Origin of the sequence: Pseudoalteromonas sp. M8 (assembly GCF_018141365.1) — a bacterium.
Lineage (GTDB): Bacteria > Pseudomonadota > Gammaproteobacteria > Enterobacterales > Alteromonadaceae > Pseudoalteromonas.
Genome location: NZ_CP047240.1, coordinates 2,758,628 through 2,779,933, shown reverse-complemented (window position 1 = coordinate 2,779,933; position 21,306 = coordinate 2,758,628). Strand labels below are relative to the sequence as shown.

The 21,306-nt window shown below is 44.4% G+C and carries 22 protein-coding genes; 14 read left to right on the top strand and 8 right to left on the bottom strand.

Translation table 11 applies throughout. The annotated features are described in order from the left end of the window. Positions 1-2: 2 nt before the first annotated feature. Both GSF13_RS17220 and GSF13_RS17215 read right to left on the bottom strand, forming a co-directional pair. Positions 3-2,108, bottom strand: a complete 2,106-nt coding sequence (locus GSF13_RS17220) for a TonB-dependent siderophore receptor (RefSeq protein ID WP_211866493.1) — start codon at positions 2,106-2,108, stop codon at positions 3-5. A 401-nt stretch (positions 2,109-2,509) separates the two neighbouring features. Further along, a complete protein-coding gene (locus GSF13_RS17215) occupies positions 2,510-3,583 on the bottom strand; it encodes an SGNH/GDSL hydrolase family protein (RefSeq protein ID WP_211866491.1) in 1,074 nt (357 codons plus the stop codon). Between the two features lie 176 nt (positions 3,584-3,759). On the opposite strand from GSF13_RS17215, the gene GSF13_RS17210 reads away from it, so the two are divergent. From GSF13_RS17210 to GSF13_RS17180, 7 genes are all read left to right on the top strand, one after another. After that, on the top strand, positions 3,760-4,149 hold the full coding sequence (locus GSF13_RS17210; protein ID WP_010605155.1) for an HIT family protein: 390 nt from the start codon (positions 3,760-3,762) through the stop codon (positions 4,147-4,149). Beyond that, entirely contained in the window at positions 4,150-4,437 is a 288-nt protein-coding gene (locus GSF13_RS17205) for a hypothetical protein (RefSeq protein ID WP_174170079.1), read from the top strand. 15 nt (positions 4,438-4,452) lie between these two features. Beyond that, the gene (locus GSF13_RS17200) at positions 4,453-4,905 is read left to right on the top strand and encodes a GNAT family N-acetyltransferase (RefSeq protein ID WP_174170080.1); all 453 of its coding nucleotides are present in this window, start codon (positions 4,453-4,455) and stop codon (positions 4,903-4,905) included. A 13-nt stretch (positions 4,906-4,918) separates the two neighbouring features. After that, positions 4,919-5,326 carry a GFA family protein gene (locus GSF13_RS17195; RefSeq protein WP_010605152.1) on the top strand — a complete coding sequence of 136 codons (408 nt, stop codon included), beginning with the start codon at positions 4,919-4,921 and terminating at the stop codon, positions 5,324-5,326. Positions 5,327-5,335: 9 nt separating this feature from the next. Next, positions 5,336-5,716, top strand: coding sequence for a DUF4440 domain-containing protein (locus tag GSF13_RS17190; protein ID WP_102057052.1), 381 nt, complete (start codon positions 5,336-5,338; stop codon positions 5,714-5,716). Between the two features lie 126 nt (positions 5,717-5,842). Next, positions 5,843-6,664 carry a hypothetical protein gene (locus tag GSF13_RS17185; protein WP_010605150.1) on the top strand — a complete coding sequence of 274 codons (822 nt, stop codon included), beginning with the start codon at positions 5,843-5,845 and terminating at the stop codon, positions 6,662-6,664. A gap of 15 nt (positions 6,665-6,679) precedes the next feature. Further along, positions 6,680-7,522, top strand: coding sequence for a hypothetical protein (locus GSF13_RS17180; protein ID WP_102057051.1), 843 nt, complete (start codon positions 6,680-6,682; stop codon positions 7,520-7,522). A gap of 17 nt (positions 7,523-7,539) precedes the next feature. Here the strand turns inward: GSF13_RS17180 and GSF13_RS17175 are convergent, their stop codons facing one another. Further along, positions 7,540-8,922 carry a pyridoxal-dependent decarboxylase gene (locus GSF13_RS17175; protein WP_211866484.1) on the bottom strand — a complete coding sequence of 461 codons (1,383 nt, stop codon included), beginning with the start codon at positions 8,920-8,922 and terminating at the stop codon, positions 7,540-7,542. A gap of 95 nt (positions 8,923-9,017) precedes the next feature. Between GSF13_RS17175 and GSF13_RS17170 the strand changes: the two genes are divergently transcribed. The 4 genes from GSF13_RS17170 to GSF13_RS17155 all read left to right on the top strand — a co-directional run bounded on the left by GSF13_RS17170 (position 9,018) and on the right by GSF13_RS17155 (position 12,619). Continuing rightward, positions 9,018-10,412, top strand: a complete 1,395-nt coding sequence (locus GSF13_RS17170) for a PLP-dependent aminotransferase family protein (RefSeq protein ID WP_211866482.1) — start codon at positions 9,018-9,020, stop codon at positions 10,410-10,412. Positions 10,413-10,452: 40 nt separating this feature from the next. Then, positions 10,453-11,034: a nucleoside deaminase gene (locus GSF13_RS17165; protein ID WP_174170083.1), complete on the top strand. Its 582-nt coding sequence runs from the start codon at positions 10,453-10,455 to the stop codon at positions 11,032-11,034. 156 nt (positions 11,035-11,190) lie between these two features. Continuing rightward, positions 11,191-11,940 (top strand): transporter substrate-binding domain-containing protein, encoded by a 750-nt coding sequence (locus GSF13_RS17160; protein ID WP_211866480.1) that lies wholly within the window; start codon positions 11,191-11,193, stop codon positions 11,938-11,940. Positions 11,941-12,025: 85 nt separating this feature from the next. Continuing rightward, a complete protein-coding gene (locus GSF13_RS17155) occupies positions 12,026-12,619 on the top strand; it encodes a DUF998 domain-containing protein (RefSeq protein WP_174170085.1) in 594 nt (197 codons plus the stop codon). Here GSF13_RS17155 and GSF13_RS17150 read toward each other — a convergent pair. The 5 genes from GSF13_RS17150 to GSF13_RS17130 all read right to left on the bottom strand — a co-directional run bounded on the left by GSF13_RS17150 (position 12,609) and on the right by GSF13_RS17130 (position 16,918). Continuing rightward, complete coding sequence (locus tag GSF13_RS17150; RefSeq protein WP_174170086.1) at positions 12,609-13,256, bottom strand: tRNA (adenine(22)-N(1))-methyltransferase TrmK; 648 nt, start codon at positions 13,254-13,256, stop codon at positions 12,609-12,611. The two genes, GSF13_RS17155 and GSF13_RS17150, sit on opposite strands and share 11 nt — an antisense overlap. 15 nt (positions 13,257-13,271) lie before the next feature. Next, positions 13,272-14,303 carry a DUF2955 domain-containing protein gene (locus tag GSF13_RS17145; RefSeq protein ID WP_211866478.1) on the bottom strand — a complete coding sequence of 344 codons (1,032 nt, stop codon included), beginning with the start codon at positions 14,301-14,303 and terminating at the stop codon, positions 13,272-13,274. Between the two features lies 1 nt (position 14,304). Next, a complete protein-coding gene (locus tag GSF13_RS17140; RefSeq protein ID WP_211866476.1) occupies positions 14,305-15,369 on the bottom strand; it encodes an HlyD family secretion protein in 1,065 nt (354 codons plus the stop codon). Next, complete coding sequence (locus tag GSF13_RS17135) at positions 15,362-15,847, bottom strand: MarR family transcriptional regulator (RefSeq protein ID WP_010605140.1); 486 nt, start codon at positions 15,845-15,847, stop codon at positions 15,362-15,364. Before GSF13_RS17135 ends, GSF13_RS17140 begins: the two co-directional genes overlap by 8 nt. Before the next feature lie 93 nt (positions 15,848-15,940). Next, the gene (locus GSF13_RS17130) at positions 15,941-16,918 is read right to left on the bottom strand and encodes a TDT family transporter (RefSeq protein WP_174170089.1); all 978 of its coding nucleotides are present in this window, start codon (positions 16,916-16,918) and stop codon (positions 15,941-15,943) included. Positions 16,919-17,021: 103 nt separating this feature from the next. Between GSF13_RS17130 and GSF13_RS17125 the strand changes: the two genes are divergently transcribed. The 3 genes from GSF13_RS17125 (at position 17,022) to ovoA (ending at position 21,281) form a co-directional block, all read left to right on the top strand. Further along, the gene (locus tag GSF13_RS17125; RefSeq protein WP_010605138.1) at positions 17,022-17,891 is read left to right on the top strand and encodes a LysR substrate-binding domain-containing protein; all 870 of its coding nucleotides are present in this window, start codon (positions 17,022-17,024) and stop codon (positions 17,889-17,891) included. Positions 17,892-18,009: 118 nt separating this feature from the next. Then, positions 18,010-18,873 (top strand): DUF417 family protein, encoded by an 864-nt coding sequence (locus tag GSF13_RS17120; protein ID WP_174170091.1) that lies wholly within the window; start codon positions 18,010-18,012, stop codon positions 18,871-18,873. Positions 18,874-19,175: 302 nt separating this feature from the next. Then, positions 19,176-21,281 (top strand): 5-histidylcysteine sulfoxide synthase, encoded by a 2,106-nt coding sequence (gene ovoA, locus GSF13_RS17115; protein WP_211866474.1) that lies wholly within the window; start codon positions 19,176-19,178, stop codon positions 21,279-21,281. Positions 21,282-21,306: the final 25 nt, after the last annotated feature.

Here is a 21,306-nt window from a genome sequence, read left to right as displayed (position 1 = left end):
CCTTAAAAGCTCACGCTTAATGAGGCGATAAAGGTGCGGCCACGACCTGGAGCGACTCCCCAGTCTATGCCTTTGGCACCGCCAGATAGCCAATATTCTTTGTCGAACAGGTTTTCGGCCTTGAGTCGTAGCGTGGTGTTAATGTCAGTAAAGTGGTATTTAGCGCCCAAGTCGAAGCGCGTGTAGGCTGGTAGCTTTAGCGTGTTATTGACGTTTTGTTCGCGCTCACCAACATGGAAAATACCCGCATTGATGCTTAACGCCTCCCAAAATGGCAGTTGATAGTCGACATAGAGATTTGCTTGAAATTCAGGCACATTGGCTGGGGTGTTGCCATTAAGCGCGGGCTCGCCGTCGAGCTTATCTAAGCTGGGGTCCATCAAGGTGATGGATGCTACGGTTGCAAGACCGTGAGCCAATGAACCACTAGCATTGAGCTCAATACCTTTATGTGACTGGACACCGTCTTGCACGAAATAGTTAGTAATGTGATTGTGGTACTCCAACATTTTTTCTATTTCGAAGACGGCTATCGAGTAGTTCATGGTGTCCGTTTGGTATTTTATGCCAGCTTCAATTTGTTCGCTTTCTTGTGGGCCGAGTGATTCGCCCTCGTTTATTGCACCGCTGCCGATGACTGCAACGCCGCCTTCCCCCGCGCCTTCTGAGTAACTGGCATAAAACGCGAGCTGATCGCTTGGGTTGTAGTTAAGACCTATGATGGGGGTATTAAAAGTTCGGTCGTCTAGCGTGGTTTTAGTTTGGCTAGGTAGAGTTTGCTCTTTTTTGTATTGAATATGACGCAGCCCTAAGGTGGCATAAAATACATCGTTAAAGTGCAAGGTATCTGTGATAAATAACGCGCTTTCAGAGGCTTCAGTTTTGGTTGGTTCTGGATAATCAGGGAACTGCGGTTTACTGCTATGAATTGGATTGAAAATATTGCCAACGGGGTTGGTTAACTCAAACCAACGCCCATCCTTTGACTCATAATCACGAATACTAACGCCGACGACTAGCTCATGTTCAATTGCAGCGGTGGTAAGTTGACCGCTGACAAAACTATGTGCGGAGAGTGTGTCATACGTTTCGTCTGGGGTAATGTGGATAGCGGCAGACAGCACATTACCTTGTGTATCAACCGAGTAGATATCAGGAAAAACGGTAAACCTGTCATTACCAGAAAGCGCAGCTTGGTTTACCCATTGCCAGGTGTCGTTCAACCAAAAATCAGCACGTGCGGCAAGGTTATATGACTCGGTTTGATACTTTGCCCAAGGTTGTCCGAGCAAGACATCACTGGTGTCGACATAGGGCGGTAATATTTTACGGTCAGGATCATTGGGGTCGCTGGCAAGTCCTACCAAAGGCTGTGATACAGTGCTTTTGTCTTGGTAATCGCCGTCTAATCGGATAAATAGGCGGTCTGAGACTTGCCAATCCAGTGCTGCACTAAAGAAATAGCGCTCTAAGTCATCACCACCGGTAAAGTCACCGTTTTTCTCTGCTGCGGCATTAATACGATAGCCGAGCGTTTGCTCTTCGGAAATTGGCCCACCGAGGTCGATGTGTAAATACTTTCCTCCACGGCTACGTACTTCTGTTGTGACATCCAAAAAGGCGTCCATGGTAGGGCGCTTTGTCACATAGTTGATGGTACCGCCGGGGTTGTTAAAGCCTGATACGAGACTTGACGGGCCTTTAACGATATCAATGCGCTGAATATTCTCTAGCGGTACATCTTGGTAGGGGGCAAGCGCTAAACCGTCGCGTCTTAGACCGTTAGTCCAATCTAGTTGAAAGCCACGCAGACTCACAAAGTCGAAAACCGTACCAATTGAGGTGTTTTGAACAGAAGCATCGTTGGCAAGCACTTCGCCTAGCGTTTTTACTCTTTGATTGCTGATCAGTTCTTCAGAAAATGATTGAATGGAAATAGGAAGAAGCTGTGGATCTTTCATCCCCAACGCCGAAGCGTTCACGTCTCTCGTGCTGTAAAGAGGCGCGCGAGTGCCATGCACATCAATTGTTTCAATGGATTGTTCGGCAACACTAAGTGAAGAATATAAGCTACTAAGCACGCTAACTGTCAGGAGTGACCTTGTCATTTTGTTATTCCAACTGCAAAAACGAATGTGAAAAGAACCATCATTTATTTGATACAAATGATTATTTTTAAAAATGTTATAACGTAACGATCTTAATCATGTTTTTGCGTGCTTGAAAAGAGGGGAGTTATTGCCAAAAGGTTATCCTTGGTGATTTTTGTTGTGAAAAGTAAAATTAATGTAGGTCGTTCAAAGTACCGGCTTTACGTGTTGAAAAAGTATAAATCTCAACAAGTATTATTTTTACAAATAAAAATCGTTCTCATTAATTTGTTTTTAAAGCGGGTGAGTTGATTTTTGTTGTGAATTTTTGTATAAAAAACAATGTGAAAGTTTGTAAATGGTTTGCGTGTTATTCAGTACATCGAGCTTAATCTCACTGAATAACGCTGAACATATGCTCAGAGAAGTGCTTGCTGCTTGATAAAGGTAACGAGTTTCTCAGCAATGTCTTGATGCTCTGAAGCGGTTGGATGCCACACACAGCCTTCTAATGGTGAGTCGAATGTATGACTGTATAGTTTACTGATATCTTGCTGATTAAGCTTTGCAATTGCATCGTGAGTTGCTGGAATAATAAAGTTATATGGATATGCCGGACGAGGCATATAAATAATGGGGACTGCAGGATATCTTGCACGCAGCTGTTTGGTGAAAACGACCATCGTTTTTACCCACTGCGTTTTGACTTCATCAATAGTTTGCCAAGGCTCTGCAGGGGTTGGATCGGTACTAAAGTCATTGGTGCCTACTTCAATGACGATAAGCTGTGGAAACTTGTCTTCAAAGTCAGTGTTGTCGGTAAATACTGCTGACATTTTGTCGTAGTAACTACGCAACGTATGATGTGGTTGATTGCCGCTCCAATTTCGAATTAAGCCTAAACCTGAGTATGAAACTTGGGTAAAACTGGCTCCCAGCTGTTGCGCGCTCATATACGGAAATGCTTTACGCGCGTTACTTAAATCAAGAATTTCACTCCATTCACACTGTCTTTGAGTGGACTCACTGCCAAAGCCTGCGCTAATTGAATCGCCAATAAATAAGATATGGGGCTGTGGCTGCTGGATTGAGTCTAATTTTCCGTCCACATCAACACTTAGGATCTGGGTATTGTGTTCGTAGTGCTCCCAGCGTTTAACGAGTTCAATTGTGACGGTTTCTGTCTTTGTACTTTCAAATAGCGTGAAGGTTTCAGCGACTCCATTGGCGTTGGTCTTTAGCTTTTTTGTGAATTTGCCATCGATCAGTACATCGAATTGATCGCCGTAGCCCATCAACTCGATATGAAAGGAACGGCCAGTGAGCTTAGTATGCAGCTGGCTACCCGGCCAATTAAAATTCACACTGCCATCGGCATAGTTTTTACTGACGCGTCCTTCATAATGAATCGCATGATGGGTCGCTGCGTGATTTGCGGCACTGGCTACGCTTCCAGAAGCTAATAAAGCCACCGTAACTAACGTTTTTAACATGTTGTATTCCTTGTAGGGTTATTCATTGAATAATGTAACTGGTTTAAATAGGTTGTGAGTTAATTTGGGCTTGAAAATTATTCACTTAACAAAGGAGAAAATAGAATATATCACTGGCAGGAAGAGAGTCGCTCAGGTACATTACTCTATGTAATCAGGTTAAGGAGAAGTAGCTGATGACGATTGTAGAACAGATAGTTGCTAGAGATATTGAAGCGGTTATTGTATATGAATCAGAGCAGGTGATTGCGTTTGCCGATCATGACCCCATAAACTTTGGCCATATCTTAATTTGCCCCAAATCCCCTTATGAAACGCTTCTTCAGGTCCCTGAATCCATACTGGCTGAAATCCACCGCGTTGCGCGTGACCTTTATGTGCGAATTGAGCGTAAATTTTCCCCAGATGGGATTACGCTGGTGCAAAACAACGGGCATTTTAACGAATTGAGCCACTATCACCTGCATATTTTCCCCCGCTATAAGCGAGATAGTTTTGCGTTTGGACGCGATGGGCTCAATATTAAACCTCAAGAGGTTTTGCGTACCTCACTTGAGGGGTTATAGATGCTCGGGGAAGTATTAATTAAGGTTGTTGTGACGCTATTGCTTTGTATGTCACTTGTCTGGACTTTGTTGCCTTGGGCGTTTGGGTTATTAAATTTCCAAAAGAAACATGGCTACCCACTCTACAACATTGGCCGAGTGTGCTGGTGGGTAATGGTTGCTATGCATCCCGTATTTGCTATTGGCATTTGGTTTTTCGATGCCAGTTTAAGTAAGTTAATATTTAGCCTAGCGGCAATGCATTGCTTTTTTGGGATAATGTTTGCCAGAAATGTAAGCACGCAATAAATCAAAAGGTCATAAGTGAAGATTACCATCAATGCGATTCAGGGCGAGGATGCGGATGCCATCGAAAGGTTAATGCGTGAAGTCTCAGAGGCTGACGTCTTACCGAATTTTTCGCAGCTTGGCAAAGACACTTATCTAAACGAAATAATACCTGAAGTAACTCAAGTCATGTGCAACGCCAACTTTGTCGGTGCCAAGGCGTTGATAAACGGTGAGCTGATCGGGTTTGCTTTATTAAGAGACGGTAACTACCTCACCCATTTATTTGTTGCTAAGTCAGCTCAAGGTAAAGGGGTTGGCCGGCAGTTATTAGATACTGTGTTAGCGAGTACATCCGCAGCTCAAATCTCGCTATGTTCATCGCTTAATGCAGCATCGTTTTATCTTGCGCTAGGTTTTCAGGCGACAGGGCAAGAAGCACAGAAAAACGGTATTAGATTTGTTCCAATGAAGTTAGACCGAACTTAAGCAAGGATATTTTATGACATTTCCAATTAACGGCTCGTGCCAATGTGGTGAAGTAAGCTACACGTTAAAAGCAGCACCTAAAATGGTGGTCGCCTGTCATTGTAAGGCTTGCCAAAAACTGTCAACCAGCGCATTTAGCATTACAGCCATTGTTGATAAAGACGATATTGAATTTTCGGGTCCGATGAAGGAATGGCGACGCCCTGCTGACAGCGGTAACGTTAGCGGAGCTAAGTTTTGCCCAACTTGCGGCAATCGCATTTACCACTTTAATCCAGCAGAGCCGAATTCAATTAAACTCAAACCAAGTAATTTGGACGATACTCGCCTTATTCAACCGACGGCCCATGCATGGGTTAGTGAAAAGCAAGACTGGTATACCATCCCAGAGGGCGTCATCGTATTTGATAAACAGCCTTAGCCTGCTCTGATGTGTTCAACGTCAATTATTAAGCAAGTGATCGCGAAGGAGTGTGCGCTTCACCGCAAAGAAAATAGGCATAATATGGCGCTGTGTCGCGAACTCCTTCACCCTCAATTTATTGAGGTTGGACGCTCTGGAAGCCAATATAACTTAGGCCAGATCCTATGCTTAATGAATGAAGAAGAATGGCCAGATGGGGAGGTAGTAGCAGAGCAGTTTCACTGTGCTTATATGAATAGTGACGCTTTGCTTCTTACTTATCGCTCCGCATGGCGGAACACTGATGGCACGCTTTCAGAGCATGCCTATCGATCATCTTTATGGGTCGAGCAAAATGATAAGTGGCAGTTGTTACATCATCAGGGTACGCCCACCAGTTTATTTTAGTGCTGTTTTTACGACATAGGTTGGGTTGTAAAAAATCACAAAAGTAAATTTTAAGTAATTGAAAATGCGACTACACTAAATCGACATAAGAAGAATATCTGCTAGACCAAGATCTAAGGAACGAGTATGTCAACACCTCAACCCGGCACTGTTGTGAGTAATGCACAAACCAGAGCCGCTAATTTAACGACGACAAACAGCAATGAAGTGCCAGCGACTAAACAATTTGTAGTGAATGCCACCGGCAACTTATTTATCGCAAGTACGCTAAACAGTACCGCAGGTGGAAGTGTATTGCCGCAAGAAGCTGAAAATGCGTTTGGTGAAGTGAGTGTATTTTTTGCTGCTTTAACCAAGGCGATGGCAGAGTCAGGCACGAGTTTATATGACTATGACGCGCTCAATAAATTAGTCTCAAGTTCAGGTCTTTTTGTCAAAGTGACAGAGAGTAATATTCAGTTTGAGAGTAAACAGACAGGGGTCACACTATCGAGCCAGTTGATTCAAACTTTACTAGGGCTCAGTGGTAATTTAGCTTCCATAGGTAAATCATTGATGGATATGATCGCTGGTATGGGGCAAGCCTCGGTAAGTATTAGTGCGAGTTCCGACAGTCAAGACAAAAAGGTCGGCACCATCATTTTTGTTTGCGAATATTTACTCGGTGCTATTTCTATTGCGCCAATTGTTATCTCAGCGGATGCCAATGATGTCAAATCGGTGTGGCAAGCAGGCCCTTGTTTAAAAGGGGGCCATACGGAGATACAACTTACACTTTGTAAGTCTGTTTATTTATTCGTTCCTCCTGCTTTTGTTAAGCAAGCGGCATCGCTCAATGAGGCGATGTCAGATCCAGAGTTTAATAACCTGATTGAATCAATGCGCAGTGTCATAGCCGCACCGCCGCAAACCACAGCAGCCAGTAAAACGACTAAAAAGGACAGTTAATGTTGGGAGTAAAAAATGTTCTCAACTTGGTTTAGCAAGCAAGATAAACCGTCAAAACTGCAATCAAAGCCAATATATACCCCAATTACTAAACATTATGTGTTTAATGAAACGGGTAATATCATGTTGTGTGCAACGGCGGATAGCATTCAGAGCTTTGACACTGACTTAAAAAGTGCATTCGTTGATATTAGTGTGTTTTTTGCTGCGATGACAAAAGCGGTGACGTCGACAACAAATCCGGTGACGGGTAAGCCGTTTTCAATATTTAACTACCAAGCTGTGAAAAATATTTTGGTAGAGTCAGGGCTTTTCATAGAAACCAATGTGGAAGAAGGCACTTTTAGTCACGATGGCGTAGGTAATACGCTTGGCAAAGCGTTGTTTCAGCATGTCTTAAATCGAGAGTTTTCTGAAAAGCAGCTGCCTTTTGCCAAGTCCATGTTTAATGGTATGCAATATCAAAGGGCGAAGATGGCAGAGCAATCTGAGATGACGGAAGCGCAGCAGCAGTTGTGCCGCAGTGGTAGCATCTTTTTTATTGGTGAGCTGTTGATGGGCGTGCCACAAACGTCGGCAATTTTGCTCAGTATCGAACCACAAAGCGTTGCCCAGTCGACCGGCGATACCGAGAGTGACTGGCAAGATTTATTTTCGTTGGCTGGGTTAGATGAAGACAAGCATCAGCCCAAGCACATCGTGCGTCATTGGAAATTTAAAAAACGTACTTATCTATTTGTACCACCGCAGTTTATTTCTCATGCGGTGGCTGGACTTGGTGAGCAAAGCAATATTGATTTTGAGGAATACAGTCGCAAATTGGCGCAAAGTATTACTCCCAATCACAGCGTTAGCTAACTTCAAATATTATAATCTTAAAGCGCCTTAGCTAATTCGGTTAATGCGCTTTTTGCTATGTCTAAATCAACTTGCTCCGTTTGCCAATTACTGAGCGCAGCACGGATCACCTTCTGTCCTTGCCAACTCCCCGGGCTGACAAATATACGGCCGTCCGCATTAATGGCATGAAGAAGGGCGGTTGTTGCTGCGTCGTCTTTGCCACTTGGCTTGAAAAGCACCACGTTCAGCTCTCCGTAGTAGACTAATTCATAGTCTGGAGAATCAGCAAACCAGTCTGCAAGCTGTTTAGTTTGCGCAATATTTTTGCTTACCCATTGACGGATCCCGTCTTTACCATACGCAAGTAATGACATCCAAGCGGGCAGCGCCCTAAATCGACGAGAGTTTTCTACACCCATCGAAAAAAAGTCGGGTTCGGCTTTTGATGTGACTAAGTAAGGAGCTGGAACGTCGCAGCTTTCAACCAAATAGTGCAAATGACGAGTGAGAAAAATACCGCAGTCGTATGGTACATTGAGCCACTTGTGTGCATCCAAGGTGATACTATCGGCTAACTCTAGCCCCTTAGTGCGACCTTCTGAGCCAGAGACCAGACGCTCGAAAATACCAAATGCAGCATCAACATGCAGCCAAGCTTGGTGTTTATCGCATAGACGGCGGATCTGCATTAAATCATCAAAATTAGTGCCAGTAACCGTGGCGGCACTGGCGATGACAATTTTTCCTTTGGCGTTACTTGTTGCAAGCGCTGACTCAAGCGCTGCAATATCTGTAGCCTCATTGCCTACTTGCGTTGCGACTCTCGTGATTTGGTTGCGGCCAAGGCCTGCAAGACCAAGCGCCTTAATCATACTCGCGTGGGGCGTCGCGCAAAAAACCTCAATTTCCAAACCGAAGGCTCCTTCTTCTGCCACATTGATCCCTTGTTGATGTCCTGCAAACTGGCGTGCTATGACCGCACCTAAGTAATTTGCTGCTGTCGCCCCTGTAGTAAAAAGACCATCAAAGCTTGCTGGTAGGTCGAATAATTCGGTTAGCCAGCGAATGGCCTGCCGCTCTATACTGGTCGCAATGGAGCCATCGCCTTTTGAGACATTTTGGTCATAGGTTGACACTAGCCAATCGGCAAAGGTGGCAACAGGTGTCGCGCCGCCTGTGACAAATCCCCAATACCTAGGTCCAATGCTGGTACTTAAGTTTGGAACTACTTGTTTACTAAAAATCTCTATCAGTGATTCAAACTCAATCCCTGACTCTGTGAGTGTTAGGTCGGGCGGAGCAATATCTCGACCTGCGACTGGGCGGCTATTGCTAGACTGTATAAACGCCTCGGTAAGTTTAGAAAACTCAGTGAGCAATTGGGGTAATGCTTGCCATTGGTTGTGTGTCATGGTCATGTGTCAATCCCATTTGTGAACGAATACTGGAATTACAGTGTAACTTCGGTAAAAATGCAGTACAGATACAGAATTCTTGGTTATTAGGGGTACAGATGGCGAAGAAGTTTATTACATTAAGTGAGCAGGTGATTGCAGAGATAAACGCTGGTGAGCGTCAATGCGGTGAAAAAATGACTTCACTTAGGATCTTTGCCAAGCAGCATGGCGTGAGCATGAGTACCGCGATTAGAACCTATGAGGAATTACAGGATAATGGCTTTTTAGCTTCTCAAGAGAAGTCTGGCTTTTATATTTGTAAACCGAAAGCGAAAAATAGTGACATTGACTTTGCCACGTTTACGAGTGAAGTAAAATTTCCCAAAAGTGCGTTAAGACCCTCTGTCGTAGGGCTCAATACGATGTTATCGACGGTGCAAGTAGCACCCGAGTTGATGCCCATAAATCGCCTGACTAAGTTTATAAAGCAAGCGTTCGACTCTCCTCAGTATCACCATTTTCATTATCCCAATGCGATGGGACTGAGGTCGCTTAGAGAGAATCTAACCAAGCACTTTAAACAAAAGGGGTTGGCGCTGAATCCTGATAATCTCGTGGTGACTGGCGGCTGTATTCAAGCCGTGATGGCGGGACTGCAGGCTGTTACAAAAGCGGGGGATTGTGTGGTAGTGCCATCACCTTGTTATCAAGGTTTATTGCAACTGCTTGCAACGCTACAGCTCAAGGTGATTGAGATCCCAACGACGCCCGAAGGACTCGACCTAGAAGCCTTGGAACAGGTAGTGACAACGCAAAGGGTATCTGCGTGTTTGCTTACGGCAAACCATCAAAATCCAACGGGGCACAGTCTATCTGTGCAACAAAAAGCGTGGCTTGCGGATTTTGCTGTGCGGTATCAAGTGGCGATTATCGAAGACGACGTCTTTGGGGAGCTGAGCCATAATCACACAATGCCTTTACCGATAAAGGCGTGGGATAAAGCCGGATATGTAATTTGGTGTAGCTCAGTGTCTAAGACGTTAGCGCCGGGCTTGCAAGTTGGATGGTGTGAAGCTGGGCGTTATCAAAGCCAAGTGGCCGCGCTCATGCAGGCATTTCACGGCATGCCAAATCAATGTTTACAAATGGCGGTATCACGATTTATTGAGACAGGACATTACCAGCGCCATTTACGGACGCTTAATCGCACCTTAGCGGCACACTGCTTCGCTTACCAAAGCTATTTGAAATCGCGTTTACCAAAGGGCTGTAAAATATCTTCCCCTCAGGGCGGGATGGCATTATGGCTGAAACTGCCTAATATTGACTGTGATGCACTCGCTTTACGGCTCGCTGAACTTGGTGTTGAAATTCGCCAAGGCAGCTTATTTACAAGTCGTGAGTTGTATCAAGATCATCTGCGGATCAATTGTGGTTGGCCGCTTGATGTGGCAAAACCTTGGTTAGATAAGCTATGTGATTGGGTACTTCATAATTGCGCCAAATTATAGTGTTAAGCTCGGTTCAGATAATACAACAAGGAATAAAAAAATGACTGTATTACTCAACGCAGAAACCCAAGTAAATAGCGAAGCGCTCAATGCCATTGCACATATGCCAACCAAGAGTCTTGGCGTATTACTCGATAGCGACTTTACGCGTAAGCTTTGCGATCAAGACTTTATGCGCATTGCTGTTTTGCTGGCAAAAAAGGGTTATGAAGAGGGAGGTTGCCCAATTGGTGCGGTTATTGTTGATAACGAGACCAATCAAATTGTAGGTAAAGGACATAATACGTTAGTGCAAGAGAGCCACCCATATAACCATGGTGAAACCTCGGCAATTCGAGATGCGGGACGGATTGATTTTAGTAAAACCACTTTGTATACCAGCCTAAGTCCTTGTGACGTATGCGCAACATTACTCTACATGCGTGGTTTTCAGCGAGTCGTGGTAGGGGATATCACTAATGCTTCAGGCAATGAGCCGTTACTTGAAAGTAAGGGCGTACAAGTCGATATTTTAGAAGATGAGCAAGGTATTGCCTTGTATCAACAATTTCGTGCTGAAAAGCCAGAACAAGATTTAGAAGATTGGCAAGGTCTGGCAGCGGTAAACGCGGGTCATAAGTAGCTAACTGTACCCATGGCGAGGTAAAACCATTACTACATGATGTACTGGATTATCAAATGAAATACTTTCTGAAGCAATCTAGCCATTGCTGCTGATTGAATTGCAATGCAAATACGGGCACACTGACCGAATGATTATTTAATTTATTGAGATAAAATGATTAGGAAAATTTTATTCCTTGTAGCGCTACTTGCATCAACCAAAATAATTGCTTCGCCGCAAGAAACAGTGCATTTTGTAGCGGAAGACTTGCCTCCCTATCATTTTATTAATGGCCAAGGAGAAGTGGATGGTGGCCTAGTTGAGCTTGCTCAAGCGGTAGCAGATAAAGCAAATGTTGCTGCTAAAATTGAAATAATGCCGATGGCACGTGTGTTACACGAATTAGAAACTAAACCTAATGTGGTGCTGTTATCTTGGCTAAAAACACCAACTCGAGAAGTCTATTTCCGCTTTTTGGGGACAATGTGCCATACGTCCGCATCACTTATTGGCCTGAAACAATCTCAAACGCCAATAAACGATCTTGACGCTGCAAAGCGCTATCGTACTGGAACCATACGCGGTTACTATAGTGAAACCTTTCTCAAACAAGCTGGCTTTTCTGAAGGTTATGAGTTGGTATTAGTGTCAAACTACCAAAGTCTTTGGAATTTATTGTTTAAGGGCCGGATTGATTTTGTACTAACCAACACACTAACACTCGAGAAAGAACTAAACGCCCTTAAGCTGGACCCAAAAGCAATTGAGCATAAGTTACTTCTTGAGCATTTCCCAAGTGAGTTGGCTCTGGCGGTGAATGCAGAGTTTCCCAATGAGCTTGCGAACCGCCTGCAGCACGCACTAGCGGAATTAAGTCAAAGTGGTCAACAACAAGCTATTTTGGAGCGCTGGAAAATACACTAAATTGAATGCAGCTGCTTGGTTTCGTATGTTCCTAAATTAGTATAAAGTGTGTAGACATAAATTTAGCGCATTAAGGATAGGCGTGATGTTGCAAGAGTTGGTGAGTTATTTTGGCATACTAGCAAGTATATGGATGCTGGTAGGGGTGTATGGCGTTGCCAAGCGTTATCCAAATTATAGTCACAAAAATCAATTTTGTAGTGAGTTAGGTGCCAGTGGTAGCCCAACAGAACGATTGTCTCCCGCAGTTAATAATTACCCCTTAGCCTTGCTATTTTGTTGTTTTGGTTTTTATATCATCTTGGTACCCGAAGGGAACTGGGCGTTAGGTGTTATTGGCGGTTTGATTGTTTGTCATGGTCTAGCAACCGCTGTTGCAGGTTTCTTTCCTATGGATCCCGATCCATACACAACCTCGCCAAGTCGAGCGTGTACTATTCATTCTTTCGCGGGCATGGTAATGCTATTAAGCTTACTCATCGCCCCTTTATTGGTCTGGTTTGTAAGCCCGTTAAACTCGCTATTTGCTTGGTTTTCTACCGTTTGTGTACTTGTTTGTGTCGGTTTTAGCTATCAGCTTGCCAACGCTTACAAACAAAAACGTAATAGTGGGCTCTATCAGCGATTAAGTTATGGCACTCAGTTAGTTTGGCTGAGTGCGCTGTGTTTTATAGTGTAAGGTGTTGATAAGCCGATAAAATGGCTTGCGCTTCGGGTTTGCCTTTGGCAACTCGTGCATAATGATCCAACGTTTTCTCTAAATAGCGTTTGGAAAGCGTTCCTTGTTGCCAAATCGCTTCGCCCAACGGGGTTATGGCAGCGCCGGTCTTACCTGAAGTAAGATAGAGCACTTCGTAAATACGTCGATTTTCCTCAACCAGTGATTCATGGGTCAGCTTAAGTGGCAAAGATTGCAAGGTTTGCCTCAGGGTATAATGATGATGAACTGGGCAAAGCAAGAAATCGACCTCGTCACGCAAATTGCAGCAAAGACTTGTCATCAGTTCTGCGGTTAAGTCGCCGCCAACACCTGCGATGATCACTAATTGCCTGCCTGAGTATTGTGCAAGAGGGAGCTTCGCAACGTCTTGGGTGTAAAGGCTATAGCGCGTTTCGGCTTCTGGAAAGAAGCGTGTGAGATCCAATTTTACTTTCGCGATAAGCGCTGGGACTACATCAACAAAGTGTATGTGCGCTTGGCTCGAATCTAAAAACTGTGCGCCAAGCTGGCCATGATCGCAGCAGCAGTCCCAAATATGTTGATAGTCTTCAGTAACAACATCATGCAAAGTCTGTAAGCGTTTTCCAAGCTTCAAGTGGATTCCTTTTATTCAGGTGTAGGTATGGTGGCGCGTTGCACTAAAGTGGTTAAGTAGGCGATGAATAAGGTAGATTGCACAGAGACTTACCGTAATTGCAACGCTCACCGAACTGAAGCGATACAGTGCGCTGTAGATCAAATCTTGATTTGGTGCGAGAGACTGACCAAACAAGATCCCAAAAGTGGTAATAATACCAAAGCCAATCCCAGGAGCACCACCACTTAACAAGTGGTAGCGACTAAAAATGAAGACTAAGATCCATAAAATCAAAATTGGAAAAAGTAAAATTTGGCTATAGGTTTGCAGTAGGATTTGCGCTGCTAACGCCAAGTTACAACCTATCAGCGTGCCAACTGCACGTTGCCAGCCCGCTGTGCCCGCCGCTTTCCAACTCAGTGGAAAGAGGATTAATATTGATGCCGCTTGGGCGGAAACGGAATCTTGTAAATCTAGGATTTGGAATATCATAAATGAGAGTGTGGCTACGGTGGCGCACAGTAAGACTTCATGGCGAATACTTGCAGCATCTTTTGCTGGCCGTGGCGGTAATTGACGCACAATAACGTCCGGAAATAACCAATGCATTACATATGCGGTTGCGATACTAATGATAATAGCCAGAGAGTTACTGGCTATGAGTGAATATAAGCCACCACTGGTTGAAGCATAACTGGCAAAATGAAGTTGGATTGATAGTCCCACCACACTCATTGCACCAAATAAGAAATTAACGCCTTTGCTCATTTGCAAAAACAAAAAGGCAAATAAGGCAAAGGTGAGTAAGGACATTAACGCAGGGTGGAAGCCAAATAGCCCTTGTAGCACCAATACCGAAAAGGCACAGAGCAACCCACTTAAGATAAACTGGCGCACTATGTGTGCGTTTAACATTGGTACTAACCCAAGTAGCAGCATGGGATATACGGTAAAAAAGATACCGTACGGCCAGTTGAGCAGTTTGCTTAGTGCAAAGCCTAGCGTACTCCCAGTTGCAATACGCAGCATCTGTCTTAGGTCATTGGCGTTCAGTGCAACTTTCATATCAATAAACGTAGTGAAGTAGACTGACGAATTTGATTTGCGCTTGTGCAAGGGTTGCAAGCAAAGTGCTTTCAGGCAGGACTTGAACTGTCGCTCTGGCACCACTTGCTAGTATAGGTAATGGCTCATCAAATGCTAAATGAACGCGTTGACGCTGCGCATCTCGCACCCAGCGATTGGAGGTCTCAACAGCAGCTAATTGGCCGTCGGCATTGAGTTGTCCATCACTGACGCCAGCAGAAAATTCATGGATCACGGCAGGATAGACTTTGCCCGGTAACGCATCAAAGCTCACTAGCGCTTGTTCGCCAAGTTTGACGTGGTAAAGCGACTTTTCTCTGAAATCCGCAGCTAAGTCAACATTGTCCGAAACCAAACTGGTTAAACTCACACCCGTGCGAGCATAGGTTCCCGTGGTGATCTGTAAGTTACTAATGATGCCATCATGGGGCGCGCGGACTTCGGTGTAGCTGAGTTGCAATTTAGCCTGCTCTACGGCATTTCGTGCTTGCATTAGTGCAATATTCTGTTCGTCGGTTGCACCACGCTTTACTTCAAGCGCATGTAGATTAGCTTTGAGTGCACTGAGCTGTGACTTAGCCGTCGCAAAATTTGCTTGAATTTGATCTGATTCCTGCGTTGAAATTGCGTGTTGTGACAGCAAAGATTGGCTGCGTTTATAAAGTCGCTGTTGCTCATCATACTTGGCTACAGCAGCCTCTATTTGTGCTTGTTGGGCAACTATCTGGGCGTCTAATTGTTTGTTCTGTTGATTAACTTCTGCCAAAGCGAGCTCAGCCTTAGCTAATGCTAAACGATACGGCGCTTCATCGATAGTAAGTAGTAGTTGGCCTTGCTGAACTCTTTGATTATTGCTGACATTCACGGCAAGCACTTCACCACTGACTTTAGGCGTCACTTTGGTTACTTGATGATACACACGTGCCTGAGGCGTCATTGGTATATAGAGATCAGCAAAGATAAAATAGCTAAAGCAGAGGGCAAAAAGGGCGATTGAAACCTTTACGTAGCGGGAAAATTGCTGATCTGGACTAAGTTTACTCACTGGTACTCCCATTTTCAGAAATATTGTCACAACATTGCTGAGCATTGTTCTCAAGTTTGACCAAAGCACGTGCAATAGCATTGAGCTCGTCATCGCTAAGCCCATGATATAAAAGTGCCTTCACTTCACTGATCCGCATCTTTAGCTGCGCTAACTGGGCTTGCCCGTGTTCGGTAAAGTAGATTTTACGACAGCGTTTGTCTTGCTTATCAATGCGGCGCTCTATCACGTTATTTTCTTCTAACTGTTTCATCGTGCGAGTCAGGCTCGGCATTTCGATATCTAAACTGCACGCCAATTGGTGTTGTGTGCAACCTTCACCCAAATGATGAATATGCATCATGGCGGTCCAGCGTGGCTGGGTAAAACCGAGTGGCTCCACAGCTTGGGTTACGGCTTGACGGCAAATTCTATGGACTCGGCCTAACTTGCCACAGAGACTAAGATCGAGCGTTTCATGAAATGGAAGTGACGACATAACTTAAGATATATTTACTTAGCATGCTAAGTATTCTAGATTAGTTAGCATGCTAAGTAAATGGTGTGTGTTTAGGTTATTGCAATATTAGCTTTAACTCTCTGAATTGGCAGTGCTTATTTTTAGTAAGAATCGCGCATAGTGAATACAAACGTGGCTAATTACTGCGATCGCAACGACAAGTTCAAGCCAAACTAGGTATTGCAACACACTTAACCAGCCTGGGCTTAAGTGTTCGCTGCTTAGCCAAGTGACGACTTTACTAATGGCGGTGACGCCGATGACTAATGGAAAGGTATATGCCGCAAAGGCAGGACTAAATGGCAGCCGTAGCAGCTGAATAAAAGCAAGGTATATCGCTAGGGTCATAATAATAGCGACGCTCAGTAGGGCAAACACCACGCCAGCCGCTGGCATTGGATGGACACTTAAATATCCTGCTAAACATAGACTCGCAGGCGCTGCCATGACTGCAATTGTTGGTTGGGTTTGCTGTGGTATGGCACTGCCTCTACATAAACGGTAAATCATGAACGGTAGCAGCAGTAAGTAAAATATCACTCCCAAGTACCAGAGCCCCATCGCCAATGGTTGCAACGCTGACATGCCGTTAAAGGTGACATCGGCAACGACAAACCCCACTGGGGGAATAAACCAACTTGGCACAAGCTGGTTAAGCTCAAAATTGCGGCTGCGAAAATACACAAAGCTGGCTAGCAAACCCAGATGAACTGCAATGGCGAGTAGCCAAACCACAGTTGCAATAAGGTGAGAATAGGCCGCGATGCTATGAGAAATAACCATGATTGTCATGGCGCTGGTTGGTAAGACACTCCCAACCACTGGATGCGCGAGATCTGCTCTTAATTGAGCGGGTTGATGAATAAACTTAAGCACTAACAGCAATAAAATAAAGCCAGCCAGCAGTGCACTTAAAGGTTTTAACACAAAAAATGCGGGAAAGAGGTTACTGATACACCAGCCTAAACTAGCCAGCCCAAGAGCAAGACCAGACATAGGGGTGGGGATATTGGCGGTGAGTTTTTTACTGTAAGAATGAAGAGTAGCCATGCGTAATTTCACAATAATTGTTCGATGAGGGAATAATACGCTTGCGCTTTAATTAAGAATATCTGAATATATTTAAATTAGTGTTCAGTAATTCTTAACGTCAATGGTAACCCTTAAGCAACTCAATGTATTTACGGTAATCGTGCAAGAGCGTTCGATCACGGCTGCAGCGGATAAGCTATGTTTAACTAAGGCTGCTGTTAGCATGGCTCTGGCGGAGTTAGAGCGTCACCTCGAACAACCATTATTCGATCGTGTAAATAATCGATTAATGATAAATCCAGCCGGAGAGTTATTACTACCGCATGCGCATCAAGTGCTAGATAGATGTCGCTTCTTAGAGTCCCTATTTAAAGAAAGCGAGAGGCTATATGGCGAAATTAAAATTGGTGCCAGCGATACCTTAGGCAATCATTTGCTGCCTCCCATGCTAGCGGCTTTTCAGCAGCAAACAGGGCATACGCAGCAGCAGTTGTTTATCACCAATACGGCGAAAGTGTGCGCTATGCTTCGTGACTACGAATTAGACATTGGTTTTGTTGAAGGCCGAGTGATAGGCGAAGGTTTAGACATCATGCCTTGGTTTGAAGATGAAATGTGTATCGTGAGTGCAATGGACTTTGCGGTAACTGACTTTCAAACGCTGATACAAAGTCAATCTCGTTGGTTGTTGCGGGAACAAGGCTCCGGCAGTCGAGAATTTTTCTTAGCGAATATTGCAGCGCAGCTTACGTCGTGGCGAACCGCGTTTGAGTTAAATTCCACCGAGGCGATTATAAATGGTGTGGCGGCAGGGCTCGGTTTAGCGTGTATCTCAAAATACTCCGCTGAACATGCCATAGCACAGCAACGAATTAAGGCGCTTTCAGGTTTAAAAGCCGCACCGAGGCAGTTTTGGTTGGTGACGCGTAAAGATAAATTTCAAAGCCCAATATTAACGCGACTCATTGACTTTGCGACGCACTGGCATTGAACTGGGTTGTGGACCTAACTACTTAGTATACCTTGCAATGGGTATAAACTTCACAAACGCTGAATGAACTTTCTAAAACCTCGGGTCTTATAGACAATAGCATATTAAGAGGTTAGATATGTCGTTTAGAACTATCGATTATTCTATTTCAGGCGTGTTAGCAGTGAGCTTATTACTGCTTGGCATTTCATTTTTGTTTGGCGCTGGGCCAAGTACCATTTCCGGTACCTTTAGCTTTTACGGGTTAACAGAGTGGGTGCCTGTTGCCACACTTGGCATTGTATTTGGCTTTGCGTTAATGGTTGCCGCGGGTCTAGTCATTTTACAGCAATGTAAGATTATTCCTGCGGCGTGGCCGCTTGCCTTAATCGCCATCATTAGTTTATTTACTTTGTTGACGTTGTTTGCCGAAAACCGCTGGATAGCAGCTCATGGCGGCTTTCCCGTTATTGGTTCTGGGCAAGGGATCATCAAGTATTTTGCGTTAGTACCCATCGCACTATTTCTATACTGTCGTCATCATATCAACACGCGAACGCTAGTGTGGGCGAACTATTTCCCGGTGGCATTGGTTTTAGTCTGGATTGGCGGAATGAAATTTCTCGAACTCGAAGCAAAGGCAATCGTGCCGCTAGTGGAAACTTCACCGTTTATGTCTTGGATGTATGACTTGTTTTCCGTGCAAGAAGCCTCAAATGTTATAGGCGTCTATGACGTTTTGATGGCAGGCTTGCTCGGCATTGGCATTTGGTTTAATCAGCGAGTCTTGATTGGCGTTGCAAGCCTTGGGTGTCTTGCGGTGTTTGTTATGACACAAAGCTTTTTGTTTACCGCAGCCGGTGCGTTCAGCGACATGAGTTTGCTTGGTGGTTTAGGACAATTTGTGATTAAAGACTTGTGGTTCATCGCCAATATCATGGTGCTGGTGTTTTTGACATTGGAGTCCAGCTCAGCTGAGTCTTTAGAGCCCGTGGTCGCGTAAATTTCATTGTGATGCAGCCCGGCTGCCAAAAGAGCGTGACCTAAGTTGCGCTCTTTTTATTTTTATCACATATGCCAGATGTACCAAGTGAAGTTTTTTCCGAAAATAGTCTTGTCGGCAGTGAAAATTAAATGTGAATAAGTTAAGGTCATAAAAAGTTGATATCAGTGGTCTAAGCTAGATTATCAAACGTATACAGCAAGATGCCATTGGCATTAAGTGGCAACGTGAGCAAAGTTTAAAAGCTGCATGCATTGAAATGGTGTATGTATCGAAGTAGCAAGTTTAAAGAAGATAATTGTATGGAAAGACCAAATACATTAAAGCCAATCTGGCTTTCAGGTGGCGACGTGGAGAAAAAGCGCGCTGAGATCAAAGCATACTTCAACAATAGCTGGCAGCAGTACGAATCATTATTTAGCAATATCAACAATGACGACGCCTATTTTGTGAAGGCTGAGCGGTTACGGCATCCGCTCATTTTCTATTTCGGTCATACCGCTTGTTTTTACGTTAATAAGTTGATGTTAGGGAAATATATCACTCAACGCGTTAATCCACACATTGAATCTACCTGTGCAGTTGGCGTAGACGAAATGTCTTGGGATGACCTTGATGGCAATAATTACGATTGGCCAACAGTGCCAGAAGTGCGTGCTTATCGCCAACAAGTGAATGCACTTATTAACGGGTTAATCGATGAGATGGATATTACTCTACCAATTACGCAAGATAGCCTTGTGTGGGTTGTTTTGATGGGTATTGAACACGAACGTATCCACCTAGAAACCTCTTCTGTGATAATGCGGATGTTGCCGCTGGCTGACTTGACTTTACAACCCGGTTGGGAAGCGTGTGATGAGTACGGTGATGCACCTGACAACAACCTAATCTCAGTAAGCGGTTGTGATGTTCGCCTCGGTAAACCTGAATCAAATCAAACCTACGGTTGGGATAACGAATATGGTGTACAAGACGTCAAAGTGGCACCATTCAAGGCCAGTAAATATGTGGTTTCAAACCAAGAGTTTTTAACCTTTGTCGAAGCTGGTGGCTACAATCAGCCTGAGTTTTGGACGGCTGAAGGTCAAGCTTGGTTGGCTTCAACTAAATCAACCATGCCGCGCTTTTGGATAAAGAAAGACACAGGCTTTTGGCAACGAAATTTAGCCGAGGAAATTCCATTACCACTCAATTGGCCGGTTGAGGTTAATTACCTTGAAGCGAAGGCTTTTTGTAACTGGAAGTCTGAGCAAAGTGAGCACTTTGTACGCTTACCAACAGAAGCAGAGTGGCAAGTACTACGCGATAAGCTTGATGTTGATCTGCCGACATGGAGTGAAGCACCGGGAAACATCAACCTTGAGGTATGTGCTTCAAGCTGTCCGGTTAACCGTTTTGAAACTGAAGGTTTATTCGACATCATCGGCAATGTTTGGCAATGGACGGAAAGTCCGATCGACGCATACAGCGGCTTTAAAGTGCACCCTTTATACGATGATTTCTCAACCCCTACTTTTGACGGTAAACACAATTTGATCAAAGGTGGCTCCTGGATTTCTACAGGCAACGAAGCCGTGCGAGATTCACGTTATGCCTTTAGACGCCACTTCTTCCAACATGCAGGATTCAGATACATCGAAAGTGAAGAATCACAAGTGCCAGTGCAAAAGGTCAACCTGTGTGAAATGGATGCGGACGTTGCCAATGCGCTACATAGCCACTACGGAAAGCCAGTTATGCATTTTGGCAATCCATTGCAAAGTGTTGTTTCACAGCTAATGGTGCATTATCAAGGTAATACAGATAAAGCGCTGGATTTGGGTTGCTCGGTCGGTCGTGCAAGTTTTGAATTAGCGAAACACTTTACTCAAGTAGATGGCATTGATTTTACTGCGCGCAATATTCAACACGCGTTGGCCTTAAAAGAAGGCACGCCGGTACGCTTTGCTACCGAGATTGAAGGTGAAATTGTGGACTTCCACGAAGTGTCTACTTCGCAATTAGGTTTTAATGAACTCAGTGAGCGTATCCATTTCTGCCAAGGGGATGGGCATAACCTTAAACCACAATTCGCCGAGTATGACTTAATCTTGTGTCATCGTGTTGTGGAATACTTATATTCACCAAAAACCTTTTTAAACCAAATTAAATCGCGCTTGAATGCAGGCGGGATCCTTGCGATAAGCTCAGCCTATCAGTGGGATAAAGCGCTAACCCAAGCACAAAACTGGTTGGGCGGTTATAAGGTCAGTGGTGAGAACGTCACGGGCCGTGATGGTTTAGAAATTTTACTGGGACGAGATTTTGAACTGTTGGCTGAAGATGAAGTAATGTCCGCCATAAGCAAAAACGCACGTAAAGTTGAACTAGAGCGATGCCAACTTACGCTATGGCGTCTTAAATAGTCGTTGATACACATGCCAGCCAAAG